This is a genomic window from Edaphobacter acidisoli, from assembly GCF_014642855.1.
In the GTDB taxonomy this organism is placed as follows: Bacteria; Acidobacteriota; Terriglobia; order Terriglobales; family Acidobacteriaceae; genus Edaphobacter; species Edaphobacter acidisoli.
On record NZ_BMJB01000003.1, the window covers coordinates 103,198 to 120,437 of the forward strand.

The window sequence follows — 17,240 nt, forward strand, 5'->3', positions numbered from 1 at the left end:
GCGCAGTTGATGTTCACCACATCAATGCCCTGCGAGGAGCCGCGCATGCTCCATTACCCCATAGCCTCTGCTGAATCGCATAAGTCTACCGGCTTCCAAACCGCTTCCCTGAAAGAACGTATAGTGTTCTTCTAACCCGAAGCAAGGAAAAAAGACGTTATGGACCGCCAGGAAATCAATCGCAAACAGAAGCAGTTCATCTTCCCCGCCGTCGCCACCTACTTCCGCGATCCCTTACCACTAGAGCGCGGCGAGATGCAGTACATCTGGGACGTTGAGGGCAAGCGTTACCTCGATTTCTTCGGCGGCATCGTCACCGTCGGCGTCGGCCACGCCAACCCGCGCGTCACCGGCCCCATGAAGGCCCAGATCGACAAACTCCAACACACCTCCACGCTCTATCCAAACGAGACCGCTGTAGCGCTCGCCGAAAAAATCGCCCAAATCACTCCTGGCCGCCTCGAAAAGAGCTTCTTCACCTCCTCCGGCAGCGAGGCCAACGAGACCGCCATCGACACCGCCCGCCAGCACACCGGCAACCTCGAAATCCTTGCCCTCCGCCACGCCTACAGCGGCCGCTCGTCCATGACGCGCGCCCTCACCGGCATCAGCTCCTGGCGCAAAGTCTCCTATCAGATCGGCATCGTCCACGCGATGAACCCCTACTGCTACCGCTGTCCGCTCGGCAAAACCTACCCCAGTTGCGACGTGGCCTGTGCGCAGGACATCGAAGCCGTCATCCAGTCCAGCACCTCCGGCTCTATCGCCGGCATGATCGCCGAACCCATCCAGGGCGTCGGCGGATTCATCACGCCGCCGAAAGAGTACTTCAAGCTCGCCTTCAACATCGTCAAACAGTACGGCGGAGACTTCATCGCCGACGAGGTCCAGACCGGCTGGGGCCGCACCGGCAAAACCTGGTTCGGCATCGAGCACTGGGAAGTCGAGCCCGACATCCTCACCGCCGCCAAGAGCCTAGCCAACGGCCACCCCATCGGCCTCACCGTCGCCACGCCCGAAGTCGCCGACGCCTACAAAGGCCCCACCATCGCCACCTTCGGCGGCAACCCCGTCACCTGCGTCGCCGCCAAAGCCGTCATCGACCTCATCGAAGAAGACGATCTCCGCACCAACTGCGCCGTCGTCGGCGCCTACCTGCGCGAACGCCTCCTCGAACTCCAGCAGAAATATCCCATCATCGGCGACGTACGCGGCATGGGCCTCATGCAAGCGCTCGAGCTCGTCAAAGACCCGAAGACCAAAGAGCCAGCGCCCGAAGCCACCGCAGCCCTGCTCGAAGCCGCCCGCGAAAACGGCCTGCTCATCGGCAAAGGAGGCATGTACAACAACGTCCTCCGCCTCTCACCACCCATGAACATCGCCAAATCCGACGTAGACGAAGCCTTCCGCCTGCTCGATAAAACCTTCGCCACCGTCACGGCAAACCTGCACCATACCGCTTGAGCCATCCGCGAAAACGCTGGAACATTAGGCCTCTCACATCTCACCCACCGTCCACTATGGCACTTCGTTTGCTGCAAATTGAAGACGCAGGAGAAGGAGAGATCCATGCACATTCACGGCCACATCAATATCCAGGCGCTGTCACTGGGCCCGTCACAAAGCGCGCAGCGTGCCGCTGAAACCAGGAAGGCTGCCGCCAATGTCCGAAAAAAACTCGGCACCTTTGCAGACACTGTCGACAGTGAAGCTATCCTCGCAATAGAGCCGGACACATCCGGCAGTTCCAATCAGCAGGAGCCGCCGGCAGAAGATACCTTCAAGCACTTCCTCTCAGTCACGGCATAGCAACCTGCGATCAAACCGCCGCATAAACCAGCGGTGTCGCATGCGCAAACACCGGCTTCCTGTGGCTCGCAACGACGTCTACCAGAGCTTCTACGCAATCGCGGTCCAGCTTCTTCGGGGCCAGGTCCTTCAGAATCGGAACAATCTGCTCGAACTCCAGTCCCGCACGATAAGGCCTGTCCTCCGACAGCGCACCATAGATATCCGCCACTGCAACAATCCTCGCCTCCAGCGACAGATCGCGCGCTACCATCCGGTTCGGATATCCCGAGCCATCCAGCTTCTCGTGGTGCTGCCCTGCAATCACCGCGATCTCATGGAACGGCTCCACGTGCTCAAGAATCCGCCGCGTGTAGCCCGGGTGCTGCCGCACCGCACGCCACTCCGCGGCATTCAATCCACCCACTTTATCCAGAATCCTGTTCGACACACTCAGCTTGCCGATGTCATGCAGCAGCGCCGCGCGCCTCACTACCTGCACCCGGTCCTCGCGCAACCCTACTCGCTCTGCAATCCCACGCGCCGCGTCCGCCACGCCAATCGAGTGACTAAACGTAAAGTGCGACTTCGCATCCACCACATCGGCAAACGCCTCGCATACCCGGTCAATCTCCGCCGCCTCGCGATACTCGCGTCTGCCAGGATCCAGATCACACACCACATGCCGAGTCTCGTCCTGCTGCTCACCCCAGAAGCAGCCCTTCCACAACTCACCACGCTCTGCAATCGACTCCGCCACGCGCACCAGACCGCGATCGAACCAGCTTCCACCACGCTCTGCCAGCGCATCCATCGCCCGCCGCGTGCCGCTCACTGAAGCAACCGTATCCAGATACCGCGCTACAGCGCAGATTCGCGCCAGCAGAGGAATCTCTTCTCCGCGCAGGCTGTCCGGAATCCCTCCGCCGTCCCAGCGCTCCTCCGCGCAACGCACCGCCTCTGCGGCCAGCTCATTCAAGCCCAGCTTGCGCATAATGCTCGCGCCGCGAACCGCACGCAGCGAAGCCTGCGCCACATCCATCCCATCAATAAAATAATTTCCCGCAACGTCTTTCAGCAGCAGCGCATAGTAAAGAGCGTCCATCTCCACCGCGCCCAGCCGGATCTCGCGCCCAATCCGCATCCCCACCAGGCAGCTTCGCTGCGCATGCCCCTTCACCGAGCCTTCCTTCAGCTCCAGCGCATATCCCAGTGCCGAGATCACCTCCGACAGTGAGATGGCCTCTTCCCTCTTCCGCATATTCTGTTCCAACGAGGATGACTTCACTGTCATAGACTTCCCTGCCATAGATCGTCGCTTCCCATGCCGAAGTTAACCACCCGGCCCAATATTCCAGCGCGGCATATAACACCGCACCAGCTCCATCCCCGAATATAGAAATCTCATCCCCCGTTCGATATTCCCCAAAAGGGTCACATCCGCCCTAAAAGTCCCACCCATCAAGACTTTTAGCCCACCAATAGCAAAAAGGGCCGGCCCGCGCGGGCCAGCCCTTCATCACTTCATCGAACCAGAATTACGAACCCTTCACCGTCGAGTCACCCAACCCCGCCAGCGTCACCCGCAGATACTTATGCGGATTCACCGGCGTATTGTGAATCCTCACCTCATAGTGCAGGTGCGAACCCGTCGTCCGCCCGCTGTGGCCCACATAGCCAATAATCTGCCCACGCACCACGCTCTCGCCCGCCGCGCACGCAAACCCCGACATGTGCCCATACAGCGTCTCGATCCCATGCCCATGGTCAATGATCACCTCGCGGCCATATCCATTGCCCATCGAAGCCTTCATCACCACGCCATCGCCGGTCGCCCGAATCGGCGTCCCATTCGGCGCGCCAATATCGATGCCCGCATGGAACTCGCCCTCGCCATTGCCCAGCACCGGGTCTTCACGCTCGCCAAAGCTGCTCGTAATCGGCCCCATGATCGGCCATAGCGTCGGAATATACGAAGCCAGGTCCGCGCCCACCGTCGGCATATCAAACGGCGATCCAAACCCCGACGGCGCACGGCTGCCCATCGTCGCCAGCGCCCGCGTCGCCAGCCCATTCATCGCCGAGCTGCGCAGCGCATAAAACGCGTCCACCGACTTGTAATACGACGTGTCCGTCATCGCATTGTTCGGATCAACCAGCGGAGTATTCTGAATCTCCTCGGCCACATCGGTCTTCCCGCGCCGCCTCGTCAGCTTCTCCACCGGCATCGCCAGCTTGTTCGCCGTCAGCCCATACAGCGCCGAAACCTCGCCCGCCAGCGACCCCAGCGAAGCCGCCTCGACGTCCTTCTCATGCGCAGTCTTCTCCAGATGCGCATAGTCCTGCTGCAGCGCATTGTGGTCCGCGCGAAGCTGATTGAACTTCGCCGTCTTGACCAGCATTCGCGTATACGACCCCGCCAGCCCGGTAATCGTAAACAAGCCGATCGCCGCCGCAGCTACAAAGATGTACGCATAATGCAAAGGCACCGGAACCTTATCCAAGGTCCCATCCTCGTCACGGCTGACGAAAATAATGTAGTACTTTTTTCTGAAACTCAATCCTCGAACCTTGGCCCGGATTTCGACCGCGAGCAACACAGCGGTCAGGAGAGATTGCAATTACGCCATCACACGTTCAAAGCACACAATCATCGCAGCCAAATGCGTTTCAGCAATTGTCATTTCCAAATTGCAATTCTCTCGAGGGCTTCCTTTGAAGAGCGTACCAAACAGGTAACACCTGCGCAACTTACTTTAGACTCGTCTTCCACAATCGATATCCCACTTTCGGGTCATCACTTCTCCAGACGAGCCCCAACCCATCAAGTTTCACCCCGAAACCATCGAGACGCCCTCTCAGCACAATCGCCCACGTATTTCACTAGCAAAACATATTTCTCATTGACAAATATGCGGCCGAGCCCCTAACGTCTCATACACATGGCATATCGATCGCTCCTGCTCCCAATCGCCCTCCTTGTAAGCGTCTCTGCCCCTGCACAGATCTACGTCTCCCCACGCGGGTCCGACTCCGCCTCAGGCGCCAGGCAGCATCCCGTGCGCACACTCGAGCACGCGCGCGACCTCGCCCTCCACTCCGGCAAACAGGTCATCCTCGACGGCGGCCTCTACCGCCTCACCGCCCCGCTCGTCCTCACCCCCGCAGATGACGGCCTCTCCCTGACCGCCGCTCCCGGCGCCCATCCCGTCATCAGCGGCGGCGTCCGCGTCACCCATTGGACACTTGTCGACAAAGCCCGCAACCTCTGGCAAGCGCCCGCACCCGCCGGCCTCACCAACACCCGCCAGCTCTATGTCGACGGCGTCCGCGCCCATCGCGACCGCGGCCCGCTCCCGGTCGCCCTCACCATGACCGCCACCGGCTACCAGGCGTCATCCGACCAGCTCAGCCACTGGCGCAACCCCACCGACATCGAGCTCGTCTACACCGGCGGCAACAGCGTCTGGAACGTTCGCTCCATGGGCCTCGGCTCCTGGACGCAGCCGCGCTGCCCCATCGCCTCCATCGCCGGCGACGCCATCACCGTAGCCGAGCCCTGCTGGACGAACTCCACCCAGCGCGTCATGCTGCCCTCCGGCGCACGCACCGCAAACCTCGTCGGGCCAAAGTCCGTCGGCAAGCAGCCAAGCTACATCGAGAACGCCTTCGAGCTGCTCGGCACCCCCGGCGAGTTCTACTTCGACCGCGCCGCCCACACCATCTACTACACCCCACGCCCCGGCGAAAACCTGAACACAGCCGACGTCGAAGCGCCCGTGCTCGAAAAGCTCATCGACGTCCAGAGCACCGCATCGCAGCCCGTCAGCAACCTGAAGTTCGAGGGCCTCACCTTCTCCTACGCCACCTGGCTCTTCCCCTCCACCAACGAAGGCTTCTCCGAGATCCAGGCCAACTACATGGTCACCGGCCCTCATGGCTACGACCGCCAGGGACTCTGCAAACTCGTGCCCGACGGCGAGTGTCCCTTCGGCAAGTGGACGCCCGAACCCGGCAACGTCGCCGTATCCACCGGCCGCAACATCACCTTTCTCCGCGACACCTTCACGCATCTCGGTGCCGCAGGCCTGGCCATGGGAGACGGCACGCAAAACTCGCTCGTCGAGGGCTGCATCTTCACCGACATCTCCGGCAACGGCCTCGAGCTCGGCAACGTCGACCAGCCCCTCGCCCCCATCTCCGATTTCACCTCCGGCAATCGCATCGAAAACAATCTCTTCCGCAACGTTGGCGCCGAGTATCGCGGTGGCATCGGCATCGTCATCGGCTACGCGCGCAGCACTCTCGTCGCGCACAACCAGCTCGACCATCTCCCCTACGCCGCCATCTCCATCGGCTGGGGCGGCTGGCCCGACAAGATCAAGCTCCCCGGACAAGCCAACAACTCCGGGCACAACGTACTCTCCGACAATCGCATCAGCGACTTCATGCTCGTCCTCTCCGACGGCGGCGGCATCTACACCCAGGGCCGCACCGGAAAAGACCTCAGCGACGGCGAGCGTGTCACCGGCAACGTCATCACCAGCCAGTTCAGCTCCGGACACGGCATCTACACCGACAACGGCTCCGCGATGATCACCATCGACCACAACGTCGTCTTCCACGCCAACCACGACGACATCAACTCCAAACACCACGACTACTACGACGGCCAGAACGGCGACCAGTTCGACCCGCTCGCCATCCTCAACAACTACTACCAGCAGGGCGACCCCGACGCCGATCAAAAGCAGGTGCGCTACGCAGGCAACCGCCTCATCGCGCAGCTCAACGAAGCGCCTTCCACCCTGCTCACCAACGCCGGCATCCAACCCGCGTTCCGTGCCATCGCCACCCAGCCGCTCACGCGCCCGACCGCCCCGGAGCCGCCCAGCCGCGTCTCCAGCTTCGCCAAAGACTCGAGCGCCTACATCAGCTGGAACCCGCCCGTATTCGACGGAGGCTCACCCATCACCTCCTACACCGTCAAGGCGAACGACGGCACCACGCTGCATGTGCCCGCGGCTGAGTTCTCAAACAAGGCCTACGTCGAATTCAAAGGCCTGCACAACGGTCAGCGCTACACCTTCACCGTCACCGCCAGCAACGCAAACGGCGCCAGCTCCGCCTCGCTTCCCTCACCGGAGATCACCGTGCAGCCGCTCGCCATCGCTCCGCCCGCGGCACCCGCCAGCGCCGCAGCGTTCCGCGACGGCAACGTCGTCAGCATCCACTTCTCCAGCCCTCAACCCACCGAACCGCGCAGCGAAGAATCGCCCATCGTCGCCTACGTCGTCACCGTGCTCTCCAGCGGACGCAAAGTCGTCTTCACCGGACGCAACGTCATCGCACTCCAGGACGGCAAACACGTCACCTTCAACACCCTCACACTCAAAGCCGGCGAGAAGCCTCACTTCACCGTAGCCGCAATGAATGCCGCAGGCGAAGGAAAGCCCCTCACCATCGACGCCATCAACGTCCGCCGCTAACCCCCTTCAGCAAACACACGGGTGCCCCAGAGCCTGCCCTGAGCTTGTCGAAGGGTCTCGATTCCGAGACCTGGGGCCATTCGCGCAAAACGCGAACCTTTGCAGTTGTCGTTACAAAAAGCCGTCATCCTGAGCCAATGTCATCGTGAGGGAAACAGCCGTCATCCTGAGCGAAGATTGCCATCGTAAGGAAAAAGCCCGTCATCCTGAGCGAAGATTGCCATCGTAAGGAAAAAGCCCGTCATCCTGAGCGAAGCGACCGCAGGGAGCGCAGTCGAAGGACCCTGACACCGCCGAATCCCACCCATACCTCCAACCCCTTTCAGCCACAACCTCCAGCATCCCGTCCAAAGCAGCCACGTCGGTGTCAACCCCTCAACTCGCCCAAAACCCCCGCAAATCAAACAAACCAAACGTCAAATAAATCTCCGCAAACTGGCGGTCGAGTTTCCCCCAATCCCGTAAAATAGAACCAGCCAGAAAATAAAGAAGCCCCGGAGCAATCCGGGGCTTCTTCATTTGAAATCAATACCTTACAAAAGCACTCGGGGGCCCTCAATGAAATCAAGACTTTACAAAAAGTACCCCACCCATAACCCCAATCAATCGAATACTTTGGTACTCAAGTACCGGGGGAGGGGGTACTACCGCACCTCCGTCAGCCTGTCCGTCTCAGCCGACATCTTCGCCGTCCGATCCAGCTTGTCCCAGTTGAACGGCTTCCCATCGATCGCCCGCTTCACCGTCTTGAACAGCACCACCGCAAAGACCTGCCGGTACGTGAACCGCTGGATCCAGATGTGCACCAGCAGCCAGGCATCTCCCTTGCTCGCCGGATGCCTCCGCTCCAGCATGAACGCCAGCACCGACGTGATGAAGTCGATCACCAGGAAGACCAGGAAGAACGCCAGCAGCTTATAGAAGCTATCCGGCGAAGCCGTCAGCGGGTGGAAGTACCGATCCAGTGCGAAGTGGATCGCACCCAACACGAACATCAGGTCGATCAGCGGAGAGACCAGCGGCAGAAAGATCTGGAAGATCAGGATGTTCGGCAGCGCGAACAGTCCCATCGCCTTGTTCCGGGTAATCGCCCCGCGGTGCTTCCACACCGCCTGCAGAATCCCGAACGACCAGCGGAACCGCTGCCGGATCAGCCCATCTGCATTCACCGGGGCCTCGGTAAACGCCAGCGCCTGGTCCTCGTAGATCGCCGCGTAACCCTGCTCCAGCAGATTCATCGTCAGGTCGGCGTCCTCGGCCACCGTGTTCGAGTGGTATCCACCAGCCACCTTCACCGCCGACGTCCGCCACGCGCCAATCGCCCCCGGAACCACCGGCACCACGTCAAACAAATCCAGCGCGCGCCGCTCGAAGTTCTGGCTCGTGATGTACTCGAGCGCCTGCCACCGCGTCCAGAGGTTCACGCGATTGCCGACCTTCGCATTGCCCGCCACCGCGCCGATCTTCGGGTCAGCAAACAGCGGCACCAGCCGCCCGATAGCATCGTGCGCGATCACCGTATCCGCGTCGATGCCGACATAAATCTCTTCATCGAAGTGATCGAGCGCATAGTTCAGCGCCTCCGCCTTGCCCGCATTCGGCTTCGTCAGCACCGTCAACCGGCCCGAAGCGATGTCCGCCGGATAAGCCGCCTTCGCTACCTCGTATGTCTTGTCCGTCGAGCCATCGTCGATCACGATGATGCGGATGTTCTTGTAGTTCGACATCATCACCGAACGGATCGTCCGCACGATCACCTTCTCTTCGTTGTACGCAGGAATCAGCACCGCGACGCGCGGCATATAGTTCGCATCCGCATAGTTCGGCCGCTTGCGGAAGCGGTCGATCAGCGCGCAGACTCCCATAATGATCAGCCGCGCGCTCATCAGCACGTCGCCGATGAAGAACAGGTCAACCAGAAAGTTTTGAAAGAAGCCGACAAAGAAGAACGTAACCGAGTCTGCCCTCGCCTGCCATCTCTGATGCGGAGTCAGCAGAGGCATCACCTGATCGCGCGTCTTGCCCAGCAGGTCCGACACCGGAACAATCTCATAGCCATGCGCACGCAGGCTCGTAATCAGCAACGGCAACGCCGCCACCGTCGCCGAGCGGTCGCCGCCGCTGTCATGCAGCAGAATGATCGATCCCTTTGTCCAGGGCTTGTCCTTCATCCCGGCAATCTGCTCGAAGACGCTGTCCGTAATCTCCTGCGGGCTCTTCCGCGGATGCTCGTCCCAGTCGTTCGTGTCGATCTTGTTCCCCAGAATGGTGTAACCCATGTTCTGGATGCGATCGACCGGTGCAGCCTGATCGTTAGTATCCGGCTCTTGGTCAATCGAATATGGTGGACGGAAAAACAGCGGTTGCACACCCAGCTTCGCGGCAAACAAGCGCTCCGTCAGATTCAGCTGCAGGTCCACCTGAGCGTTCGAAATTTCGCTGATGTCAGGATGCGTGAAGGTATGGTTGCCGATCTCGTGTCCCTCGCGGTACACACGCTCCATGATGCCCACGTTCTTCTCGGCGTTCTCGCCAATCATCAGGAACGTAGCCTTGACGTTGTACTTCTTCAGGATGTCGAGAATCTTCGGCGTCCATACAGGATCGGGCCCATCATCGAACGAGAGCGCAATCTTCTTCGGGTTATACCCATACTGCTGGACCGTGTACGACAGCGGATACGAGTTCATCGTCTCCTGAGAGATCGTGCGATAACCCACAGGGACCGACTCATCATCGTCCATCGTCATCGTGCGCTCGCCATCCTGTGGCCGTCGCGTGATGCGCAGAATGTCTCCATCGCCCTCGGTATCGACGTCGTATCCCGGAGGGACCTTTGCAAGTGCCTTGATCGGGTCCACCTTGTTCGGCGAGTCCCAGATCTTCCACAGCGAGTTGTCTTCAGAACCGAGTTGCCATAAAGCAAACGTCTGAATGCCGAGCGCCTGCGCCGCGCGCATCTCGTTCAGCACTGTCACTGCATCCAGAAACCACACCTGATGCCGGATGTGCGCGTCCTCATCGTCATAGGCAAAGTGCGGATTCAGCGAGTCCGGATCGAGAGCTACCTGCGCCTCGGAGTCGTAAGCCTCCTGCCATGCCTCCTGCGTTGAAAGATTGCGTGATCCCAATACTTTCTCCGGCTGTGGCTTCGGTCGCTGTCCACGGCGCGGAGGCGGCGGCAGCGTCGTGCTCCAGTCGTAGCCATAACTGCCCACCGAGCAAATAATCTTGTCCTTCGGCACAGTCTTCAGCACTGTCTTCAGGTTGTTCAGGAACCAGTCCTGCGCGGCAATCGGTCCCGGTCCGCTATCGATCTGGTGCTGGTCATAGTTCATCAGCAGCAGGCCATTCGAGTGATTGGCCAGGAACGTCAGATTGAAGTCATCGTCATCAACCGGAGCGTTCACATACAAGCTCCAGTTGTGCGGATGAAAGTCGTCATACAAAGCGCCAACCAGCGCGTTGAAGCCTGGCTGCGCGTCAGTCGGAATCTCTTCCAGGTCGAGCGAAATGCCGTGATAACCCGGATTGGCCGACAAAAACTTATCGATCTGCTTGACGAAGTTTGCCCGAGCGTCGGCATCATTCAGAAAATCGCCGATCTCCGGCAGAAAGTAGCCCTTCGTCGGATCGTAGTTATTGACCAGCGGAAAGACTTCCGTGTTGACGTGGTTTTTCGCGATGGTCCTGGCAACCTGGTTCTCGCGGTCCACCTGATGCACTCCAGTGGAATCGACCACAGCAAAAGGCGTGTTGTCTTCCGAATAGCCGGTCAAAGAACCGTCAGGCGTAACCACATGAAGCCACTCAGGAAAGAGCAGGTCAATCTGGCTGATGTGCTGTTTGAGCGAAGAATAGCTGGCCGGATCGTCGACTACATAGTATGCCGCACGAAGACCTTCGCCAGAGTTCAGCGGCACCGCCGACGGCTTCGTATCCGTCTTACGATGGGCGGACCGACGCAGCTTCTGGACAGTCTTCGCGCTCTTAGGAGGAGTGGCAAGCGCGCGATAGTTACGCTTCGGAGTCGCCAGGAGCAGCTCCGGCAATGGCTTCATTCGCAACAGGTTGATGATGAACAAGGTCCCCAGCAACAGTCCTGCGAGGGCCAGTATGTCGAAGATGCGTCGCAGCCTCTTCCAGCGCTTACGCTGCGGATCATAGAAAACTTGTTTGTTCATCTCGGAAAGTTACAGCCAGTCAATTAAGCGCTATCTGCAATCGTATGCAGCCGCACTACTTGAAGTCAACGCATTCGCGAGCATGTTCTGTTTGCGATACGCAGCGTCGTTACACAAACAGTATGATGCATTTAAATGCGCGGCAGACAATTGCGAACATGGTTGTGGACTACGGTGGCGCTCGCCCTCGGAGCCCTGCTGCGGCTCCGGTTCATCAGCCTCGCCGGCGCCATAGGCGGCGACTCGCTGGTCTACGGTGACATAGCTAAAAACTGGCTCACCCATGGTGTCTACGGCTTTGCCATGCGCGGCGCCCAGCCACTGCCTACTCTCATCCGTCTGCCCGGATATCCGCTCTTTGTCGCTCTCTGCTTTCGAATCTTCGGTATCGACCACTACACCGCGGTCATGTATGTCCAATGCATCATTGACCTCGGCACCTGCCTTCTCGTCAGCGCGCTGGCCGGACGCCTCTTCGGCAAGCGCGCCGCGATGGCTGCGCTCTGGCTCGCCGTCCTCTGCCCATTCACGGCAAACTACGTCGCGGCCCCGCTAACCGAGACACTGACGCTCGCCACCATCGCGCTCGCGTTCTACAGCCTCGAACGCTGGCGCGCGGCAGCGCTCGGCTGGAACCGCTGGCTCTGGACCACCTCCGCCGCGATGGCCTACTCGCTGCTGCTGCGCCCCGAGCAATGCCTGCTCGCCGCCGCCATCATTCCCACAATGCTCTGGATGTCTCTGCGCACGCATGCACGAACCATCGCGCCGGTAGCCGCAGCAGCAATCTGCGTCGTGCTTCCACTCGCGCCCTGGGCCGCGCGCAACTGGAACACCTTCCACGTCCTGCAACCGCTCGCCCCGAAATCCGCAGCCGACCCCGGTGAGTTCGTCCCTAAAGGCTTCTATCGCTGGTACAGAACCTGGGCCATCGACTTCACCTCCACCGACGACGTCTACTGGAACTACAACGCAAACACGGTCGAGATCAGCGACCTGCCCACGCGAGCCTTCGACTCCGACGACCAGTACTTCCGCACCGGCGCCCTCCTCGCCGAATACAACGAGACCTGCAACGCAACCTCCGCCTTCGACGCGCGCTTTGCCGCACTGGCGCGTGAGCGCATCCACGCCGACCCGCTTCGCTACTACGTTGCGCTCCCCGTCGCTCGCGTCCTCAACATGCTTCTGCGTCCCCGCACCGAGATCCTCCCCGTCACGGTCGAATGGTGGAAGTGGAGCCAGCATCCGAAAGGAAGCGCGTTCTCCATCGCCTACGCCGCGCTAAATCTCGTCTACCTCCTGCTCGGCGGTGCAGGTCTTTGGCAATGGCGCAAAAGGAACTGGACCGGCAACGATGCCTTGGCCTGGGCCATGCTAGGTTATCTGCTGCTCCGATTGGCATTGCTGCTGACGCTCGACAACTCCGAGCCGCGCTACACACTCGAATTCTTCCCTCTCCTCATCGTCTGGTCCGGAGCATTATGGAAGCCGAGTCTCAACCCCGAAGCCAACGCCGCCTTGAAGGCCGAAGCCGCTTTGCCGGAAAAATAATAAAAGATAATCAAAACCAATCAATCGCGAGACGAACCCTGCACAGCCGCGCTAGAATCTAACCCCTATGGCCACCGCAGAACTCTCGCCCACGACCGCCTATTCGATCTCGCTTACGCCCTTCGCCAACGAGCCGTTCGTCGACTTCAGCAAGGGAGAAAACAAGCGCGCGATGGGAGACGCGCTCGACCTGGTCACTGCAAGTCTGGGCCGCGAGTACGACCTCATCATCGGCGGCAAACATCTCCGCACCACCAGCAAGATCGTCTCCTCAAACCCCGCGCGCCCGGCTGAAGTCGTCGGCATTCATCAGCGCGCTGGCGCCGAGCACGTCGAAGCCGCAATGCAAGCAGCGCAAGCGGCATTCCTCAAGTGGAAGACCGTCCCTGTCCCCGAGCGCGCAGGCCTGCTCTTCCGCGCGGCCGAGCTGATTCGCCAGCGCAAGTTCGAGTTCCACGCCTGGCTCGTCTACGAAGCCGGCAAGAACTGGGCCGAAGCCGACGCCGACGTAGGCGAGACCATCGACTTCCTCGAATTCTACGGCCGCGAAGCCCTTCGTCTCGACGCCGCAACGACCCCAATTCAGTACCCCGGCGAACGCAACCGTCTGCGCTACATCCCGCTCGGTGTCGGCGCAGTCATCTCGCCGTGGAACTTTCCCTTCGCCATCATGGCTGGCATGACCGCCGCAGCCATCGTCTGCGGCAACACCGTCGTCCTGAAGCCATCCGTCGATGCCCCCACCATCGCCGCGCGATTCATGAACATCCTCATCGAGGCTGGCCTTCCCGACGGCGTCGTCAACTTCTGCCCCGGCGAAGGACACGAGTTCGGCAGCGCCGTCGTCCGGCACCCGCAGACGCGCTTCATCTCCTTCACTGGCTCGAAAGCCGTCGGCCTCGAGATTCACGAGCAGGCCGCTAAAACCCACCCGGGCCAGATCTTCATCAAGCGCACCATCCTCGAGATGGGCGGCAAAGACTCCATCATCGTCGACGCAGACTGCGACATCGACGCCGCAGTCGAAGGCGTCGTCGCCAGCGCCTTCGGCTTCAACGGCCAGAAGTGCTCCGCCTGCTCGCGCGCCATCGTCGACGCGACCATCTACGACAGCTTCTGCGACCGGCTCCGCGAGCGCGTATCCGCAATCAAAACCGGCAATCCCGCCGAGAACGTCTACACCGGTCCCGTCATCAGCGAAAAAGCCTACAAAAAAATCCTCGACTACATCGAAATCGGCAAAGGCGAAGGCCGTCTGCTGAATGGCGGCCACTCCATCGAAACGCCAGAAGGCGGCTACTACATCGCTCCCACCGTCATCGCCGACGTCTCCCCAACCGCGCGCATCGCGCAGGAGGAGATCTTCGGTCCTGTCCTGGCCATCATCAAGTCCGAGAACTACGACGACGCCCTTGCCATCGCCAACAACACCGAATACGGCCTCACCGGCTCCATCTACTCGCGCTCACGCGAGAAGCTCGACCGTGCCGCCGAAGAGTTCCACGTCGGCAATCTCTACTTCAACCGCAAGAGCACCGGCGCCATGGTCGGCGCTCACCCATTCGGCGGCTTCAACATGAGCGGCACCGACTCCAAAGCCGGCGGCCCCGACTACCTGCTGCTCTTCACGCAAGCCAAGAGCATCGGAGAAAAACTGACGCGCTAAGCAGACCTCATCTGCAGCAGGTTCCCTGCCTTCGCCGCAGCCTCGGCCAGCACGCGATGATGAATCGTGAACAGCGCCAGCTCCAGCCTGTCCGATACACCCGTCTTGTCATAAATCCCGCGCAGGTAATTCTTAATCACCTGTTCCTTGGTCCCAAGCTGGCTCGCAATCTCCTTGTTCTTGCACCCCTGCACGATCAGCGAGACGATCTGCATCTCCTTCGGCGTCAGCCGGTCGCGTACGCGCGTCCCAACCGAGTCCGCCGTATGCATCGTCGTCACGTTCGTATGCTGCACATAGCGCTGCCCACTCGACACCCTGCGCACGCAGTCCACCAGGTCCGCGCCCAGGATATTGCGCCGCACCACGCCATCGAAGAGATGGACGACATTCTCTGCAAGCTGCTCCGTGTTCTCCGTAACCAGAATCGCGTGGCTTCCAAGCGGCTGTGTGTGTGAGACCAGCGCCGCAAAATCCGGGCACAGGCTGGTCGAGACCATCACCGTCGCATTGCGAAAGCTGTCCACAGCCGAAAAGAGCTTCGCCACGTCCTCGCACTGGGCCACAATGCGCATATCGTCTTCCAGCGCCAGCACGCGGGCCGCTCCAGCCCTGAAGATTGCCTGATTGTCGGCCAGAATAAGTCGGTTCATGAGTGTCGTTTGTCTCCCTGCCGGGTTCAACTTCCCCGTTTTTGCACTCATCGGCGGGCACAACTCCCCTCTGGCGATTGTCTGCAAATCGGACAATGGGGCTCTTCCCAAACGACTGTCCGTTAACCACGCTACATCAATGGCTTACGATTTTGCACCCTAAACCTGTTCATATGAATCGAAAGATTGGCGCGGCCGAGTGTGCGCCGCTTCGCCCGAAACGGGCGGGCGAAGTATAACAAGAGTATGCCGAAGCCAATTCTGCTCGCGATCGACGACGACACCAGTGTGCTGGAAGCCGTAGTTCAGGACCTGCGCCGCCACTATGGCCAGCAGTACCGCATCATCCGTGCGGCCTCTGGCGCAGCCGCGCTCGACATCTGCCGCCAGTTGCAGGAGCGCAAGGACATCGTCGCACTCTTCCTCTCCGACCAGCGCATGCCCGGCATGACTGGCGTCGAATTCCTCGAACAGGCGCTCACCATCTATCCCGAGGCCAAACGCGTCCTCCTCACCGCCTACGCCGACACCGAAGCCGCCATCCGCGCCATCAACTCGGCCAAGATCCACTACTACCTCAACAAGCCCTGGGACCCGCCCGAAGAAAAGCTCTACCCGGTCCTCGACGACCTGCTCGAAGCCTGGAAGCAAGGCTACAAACCTCCCTTTGAAGGCATTCGGGTCATCGGCACCCGCTGGTCGCCCAAGGACCACGCCGTCCGCGACTTCCTCTCGCGTAACCGCATCCCCTACCAGTGGCTGACGCCCGAGCAGAGCACCGAAGCAGTCGATCTGCTCAGGGAAAAAGGCCTCGACGACTCCAAGCTCCCCGTAGTCGTCTTCGGCGACGGCACCGCGCTCGTCCAGCCCACCACCATCGACCTCGCCAACAAGGTCGGTATCTCGACCCAGGCGCAGCAGCAGTTCTACGACGTAGTCGTCGTCGGTGCAGGCCCCGCCGGCCTCGCCGCGGGAGTCTACGGCGCGTCCGAGGGCCTCAAGACACTCATCGTCGAGCCAAACGCACCCGGTGGCCAGGCCGGCTCCAGCTCACGCATCGAAAACTACCTCGGCTTCCCCAACGGCCTCAGCGGAGACGAGCTCGCCAAGCGCGCCTTCCTCCAGGCCGGCCGCCTCGGCGCCGAGTTCCTTCTGCAAAAAGTCACCAGCATCCGCCAGGAAAACCAGTACCGCGTCGTTGGCATGAAGGACGGACGCGAGGTGACATGCCACGTTTGTTTGATTGCAACAGGCGTCTCTTATTGCAAGCTGGATATACCGGGAGCGGACAAGTTCGCAGGCGCTGGCATCTACTACGGCGCGGCCCTGACGGAAGCAATGGCATGCGCAAACGAAGAGGTCTACATCGTAGGCGGCGCAAACTCTGCCGGACAGGCGGCGATGCACTTCTCCCGCTACGCTGCCAAGGTGCGGATGCTCGTGCGCGGAGACTCGCTCGCCAAAAGCATGTCCAAGTACCTCATCGACCAGATCGAGGCGACGCCCAACATCATCGTCGAAACCCATACCGAAGTCATAGCCGCCTCCGGCAACGACCATCTAGAATGCCTGATGGTCCGCACGCCGCATGGCGAAGAATCACGCCCCACCAGCTCGCTCTTCATCTTCATCGGCGCCGAGCCCAAGACAGACTGGCTGCCGAACGATGTCCTGCGCGACGGCAAGGGCTTCGTCTTCTCCGGTCCCGAACTCAAAGCGAAGTGCCCGAAGTCGTGGAAGCTCGACCGCGAGCCGTATCTGCTCGAGACCAGCGTCCCCGGCGTGTTTGTTGCAGGCGATGTGCGGTATAACTCCGTGAAGCGGTGCGCTTCAGCCGTTGGCGAAGGCTCCATCGCAATTCAGTTTGTGCACCAGTATTTAGCAACATTGTGAAAGGCGGCAAGAA

At 60.5% G+C, this 17,240-nt stretch carries 10 protein-coding genes; 6 read left to right on the forward strand and 4 right to left on the reverse strand.

The window, feature by feature from the left end; translation table 11 throughout:
* The first annotated feature begins 159 nt into the window (after positions 1–159).
* Positions 160–1,464, forward strand: a complete 1,305-nt coding sequence (locus IEX36_RS15355; protein ID WP_188760458.1) for an aspartate aminotransferase family protein — start codon at positions 160–162, stop codon at positions 1,462–1,464.
* A gap of 105 nt (positions 1,465–1,569) precedes the next feature.
* Positions 1,570–1,809, forward strand: coding sequence for a hypothetical protein (locus IEX36_RS15360; RefSeq protein ID WP_188760459.1), 240 nt, complete (start codon positions 1,570–1,572; stop codon positions 1,807–1,809).
* Between the two features lie 10 nt (positions 1,810–1,819).
* On the opposite strand, the gene IEX36_RS15365 is transcribed toward IEX36_RS15360, so the two are convergent.
* Together IEX36_RS15365 and IEX36_RS15370 are read right to left on the reverse strand one after the other, a co-directional pair.
* Complete coding sequence (locus IEX36_RS15365) at positions 1,820–3,049, reverse strand: HD-GYP domain-containing protein (RefSeq protein WP_188760460.1); 1,230 nt, start codon at positions 3,047–3,049, stop codon at positions 1,820–1,822.
* A 277-nt stretch (positions 3,050–3,326) separates the two neighbouring features.
* Entirely contained in the window at positions 3,327–4,349 is a 1,023-nt protein-coding gene (locus tag IEX36_RS15370) for a M23 family metallopeptidase (protein ID WP_229669058.1), read from the reverse strand.
* Between the two features lie 498 nt (positions 4,350–4,847).
* Here IEX36_RS15370 and IEX36_RS15375 point away from each other — a divergent pair, with 498 nt between their 5' ends.
* Positions 4,848–7,277, forward strand: coding sequence for a fibronectin type III domain-containing protein (locus IEX36_RS15375; RefSeq protein WP_229669059.1), 2,430 nt, complete (start codon positions 4,848–4,850; stop codon positions 7,275–7,277).
* A gap of 644 nt (positions 7,278–7,921) precedes the next feature.
* On the opposite strand, the gene IEX36_RS15385 is transcribed toward IEX36_RS15375, so the two are convergent.
* Positions 7,922–11,461 carry a trifunctional glycoside hydrolase family 18/polysaccharide deacetylase/glycosyltransferase family 2 protein gene (locus IEX36_RS15385; protein WP_188760463.1) on the reverse strand — a complete coding sequence of 1,180 codons (3,540 nt, stop codon included), beginning with the start codon at positions 11,459–11,461 and terminating at the stop codon, positions 7,922–7,924.
* Positions 11,462–11,596: 135 nt separating this feature from the next.
* On the opposite strand from IEX36_RS15385, the gene IEX36_RS15390 reads away from it, so the two are divergent.
* Positions 11,597–13,015: a glycosyltransferase family 39 protein gene (locus tag IEX36_RS15390; RefSeq protein ID WP_188760464.1), complete on the forward strand. Its 1,419-nt coding sequence runs from the start codon at positions 11,597–11,599 to the stop codon at positions 13,013–13,015.
* 67 nt (positions 13,016–13,082) lie between these two features.
* A complete protein-coding gene (gene pruA, locus IEX36_RS15395) occupies positions 13,083–14,681 on the forward strand; it encodes an L-glutamate gamma-semialdehyde dehydrogenase (protein WP_188760465.1) in 1,599 nt (532 codons plus the stop codon).
* Here pruA and IEX36_RS15400 read toward each other — a convergent pair.
* On the reverse strand, positions 14,678–15,334 hold the full coding sequence (locus tag IEX36_RS15400; protein WP_188760466.1) for a response regulator transcription factor: 657 nt from the start codon (positions 15,332–15,334) through the stop codon (positions 14,678–14,680). The genes pruA and IEX36_RS15400 overlap by 4 nt on opposite strands.
* Positions 15,335–15,580: 246 nt before the next feature.
* Here IEX36_RS15400 and IEX36_RS15405 point away from each other — a divergent pair, with 246 nt between their 5' ends.
* Positions 15,581–17,227 (forward strand): response regulator, encoded by a 1,647-nt coding sequence (locus tag IEX36_RS15405; protein WP_188760467.1) that lies wholly within the window; start codon positions 15,581–15,583, stop codon positions 17,225–17,227.
* Positions 17,228–17,240: the final 13 nt, after the last annotated feature.

Coding starts and splice junctions, on each gene's coding strand:
- IEX36_RS15355 (WP_188760458.1), top strand. CDS start 160: ATGGACCGCCAGGAAATCAATCGCAAACAGAAGCAGTTCATCTTCCCC.
- IEX36_RS15360 (WP_188760459.1), top strand. CDS start 1,570: ATGCACATTCACGGCCACATCAATATCCAGGCGCTGTCACTGGGCCCG.
- IEX36_RS15365 (WP_188760460.1), bottom strand. CDS start 3,049: ATGCGGAAGAGGGAAGAGGCCATCTCACTGTCGGAGGTGATCTCGGCA.
- IEX36_RS15385 (WP_188760463.1), bottom strand. CDS start 11,461: ATGAACAAACAAGTTTTCTATGATCCGCAGCGTAAGCGCTGGAAGAGG.
- IEX36_RS15390 (WP_188760464.1), top strand. CDS start 11,597: ATGCGCGGCAGACAATTGCGAACATGGTTGTGGACTACGGTGGCGCTC.
- pruA (WP_188760465.1), top strand. CDS start 13,083: ATGGCCACCGCAGAACTCTCGCCCACGACCGCCTATTCGATCTCGCTT.
- IEX36_RS15400 (WP_188760466.1), bottom strand. CDS start 15,334: ATGAACCGACTTATTCTGGCCGACAATCAGGCAATCTTCAGGGCTGGA.
- IEX36_RS15405 (WP_188760467.1), top strand. CDS start 15,581: ATGCCGAAGCCAATTCTGCTCGCGATCGACGACGACACCAGTGTGCTG.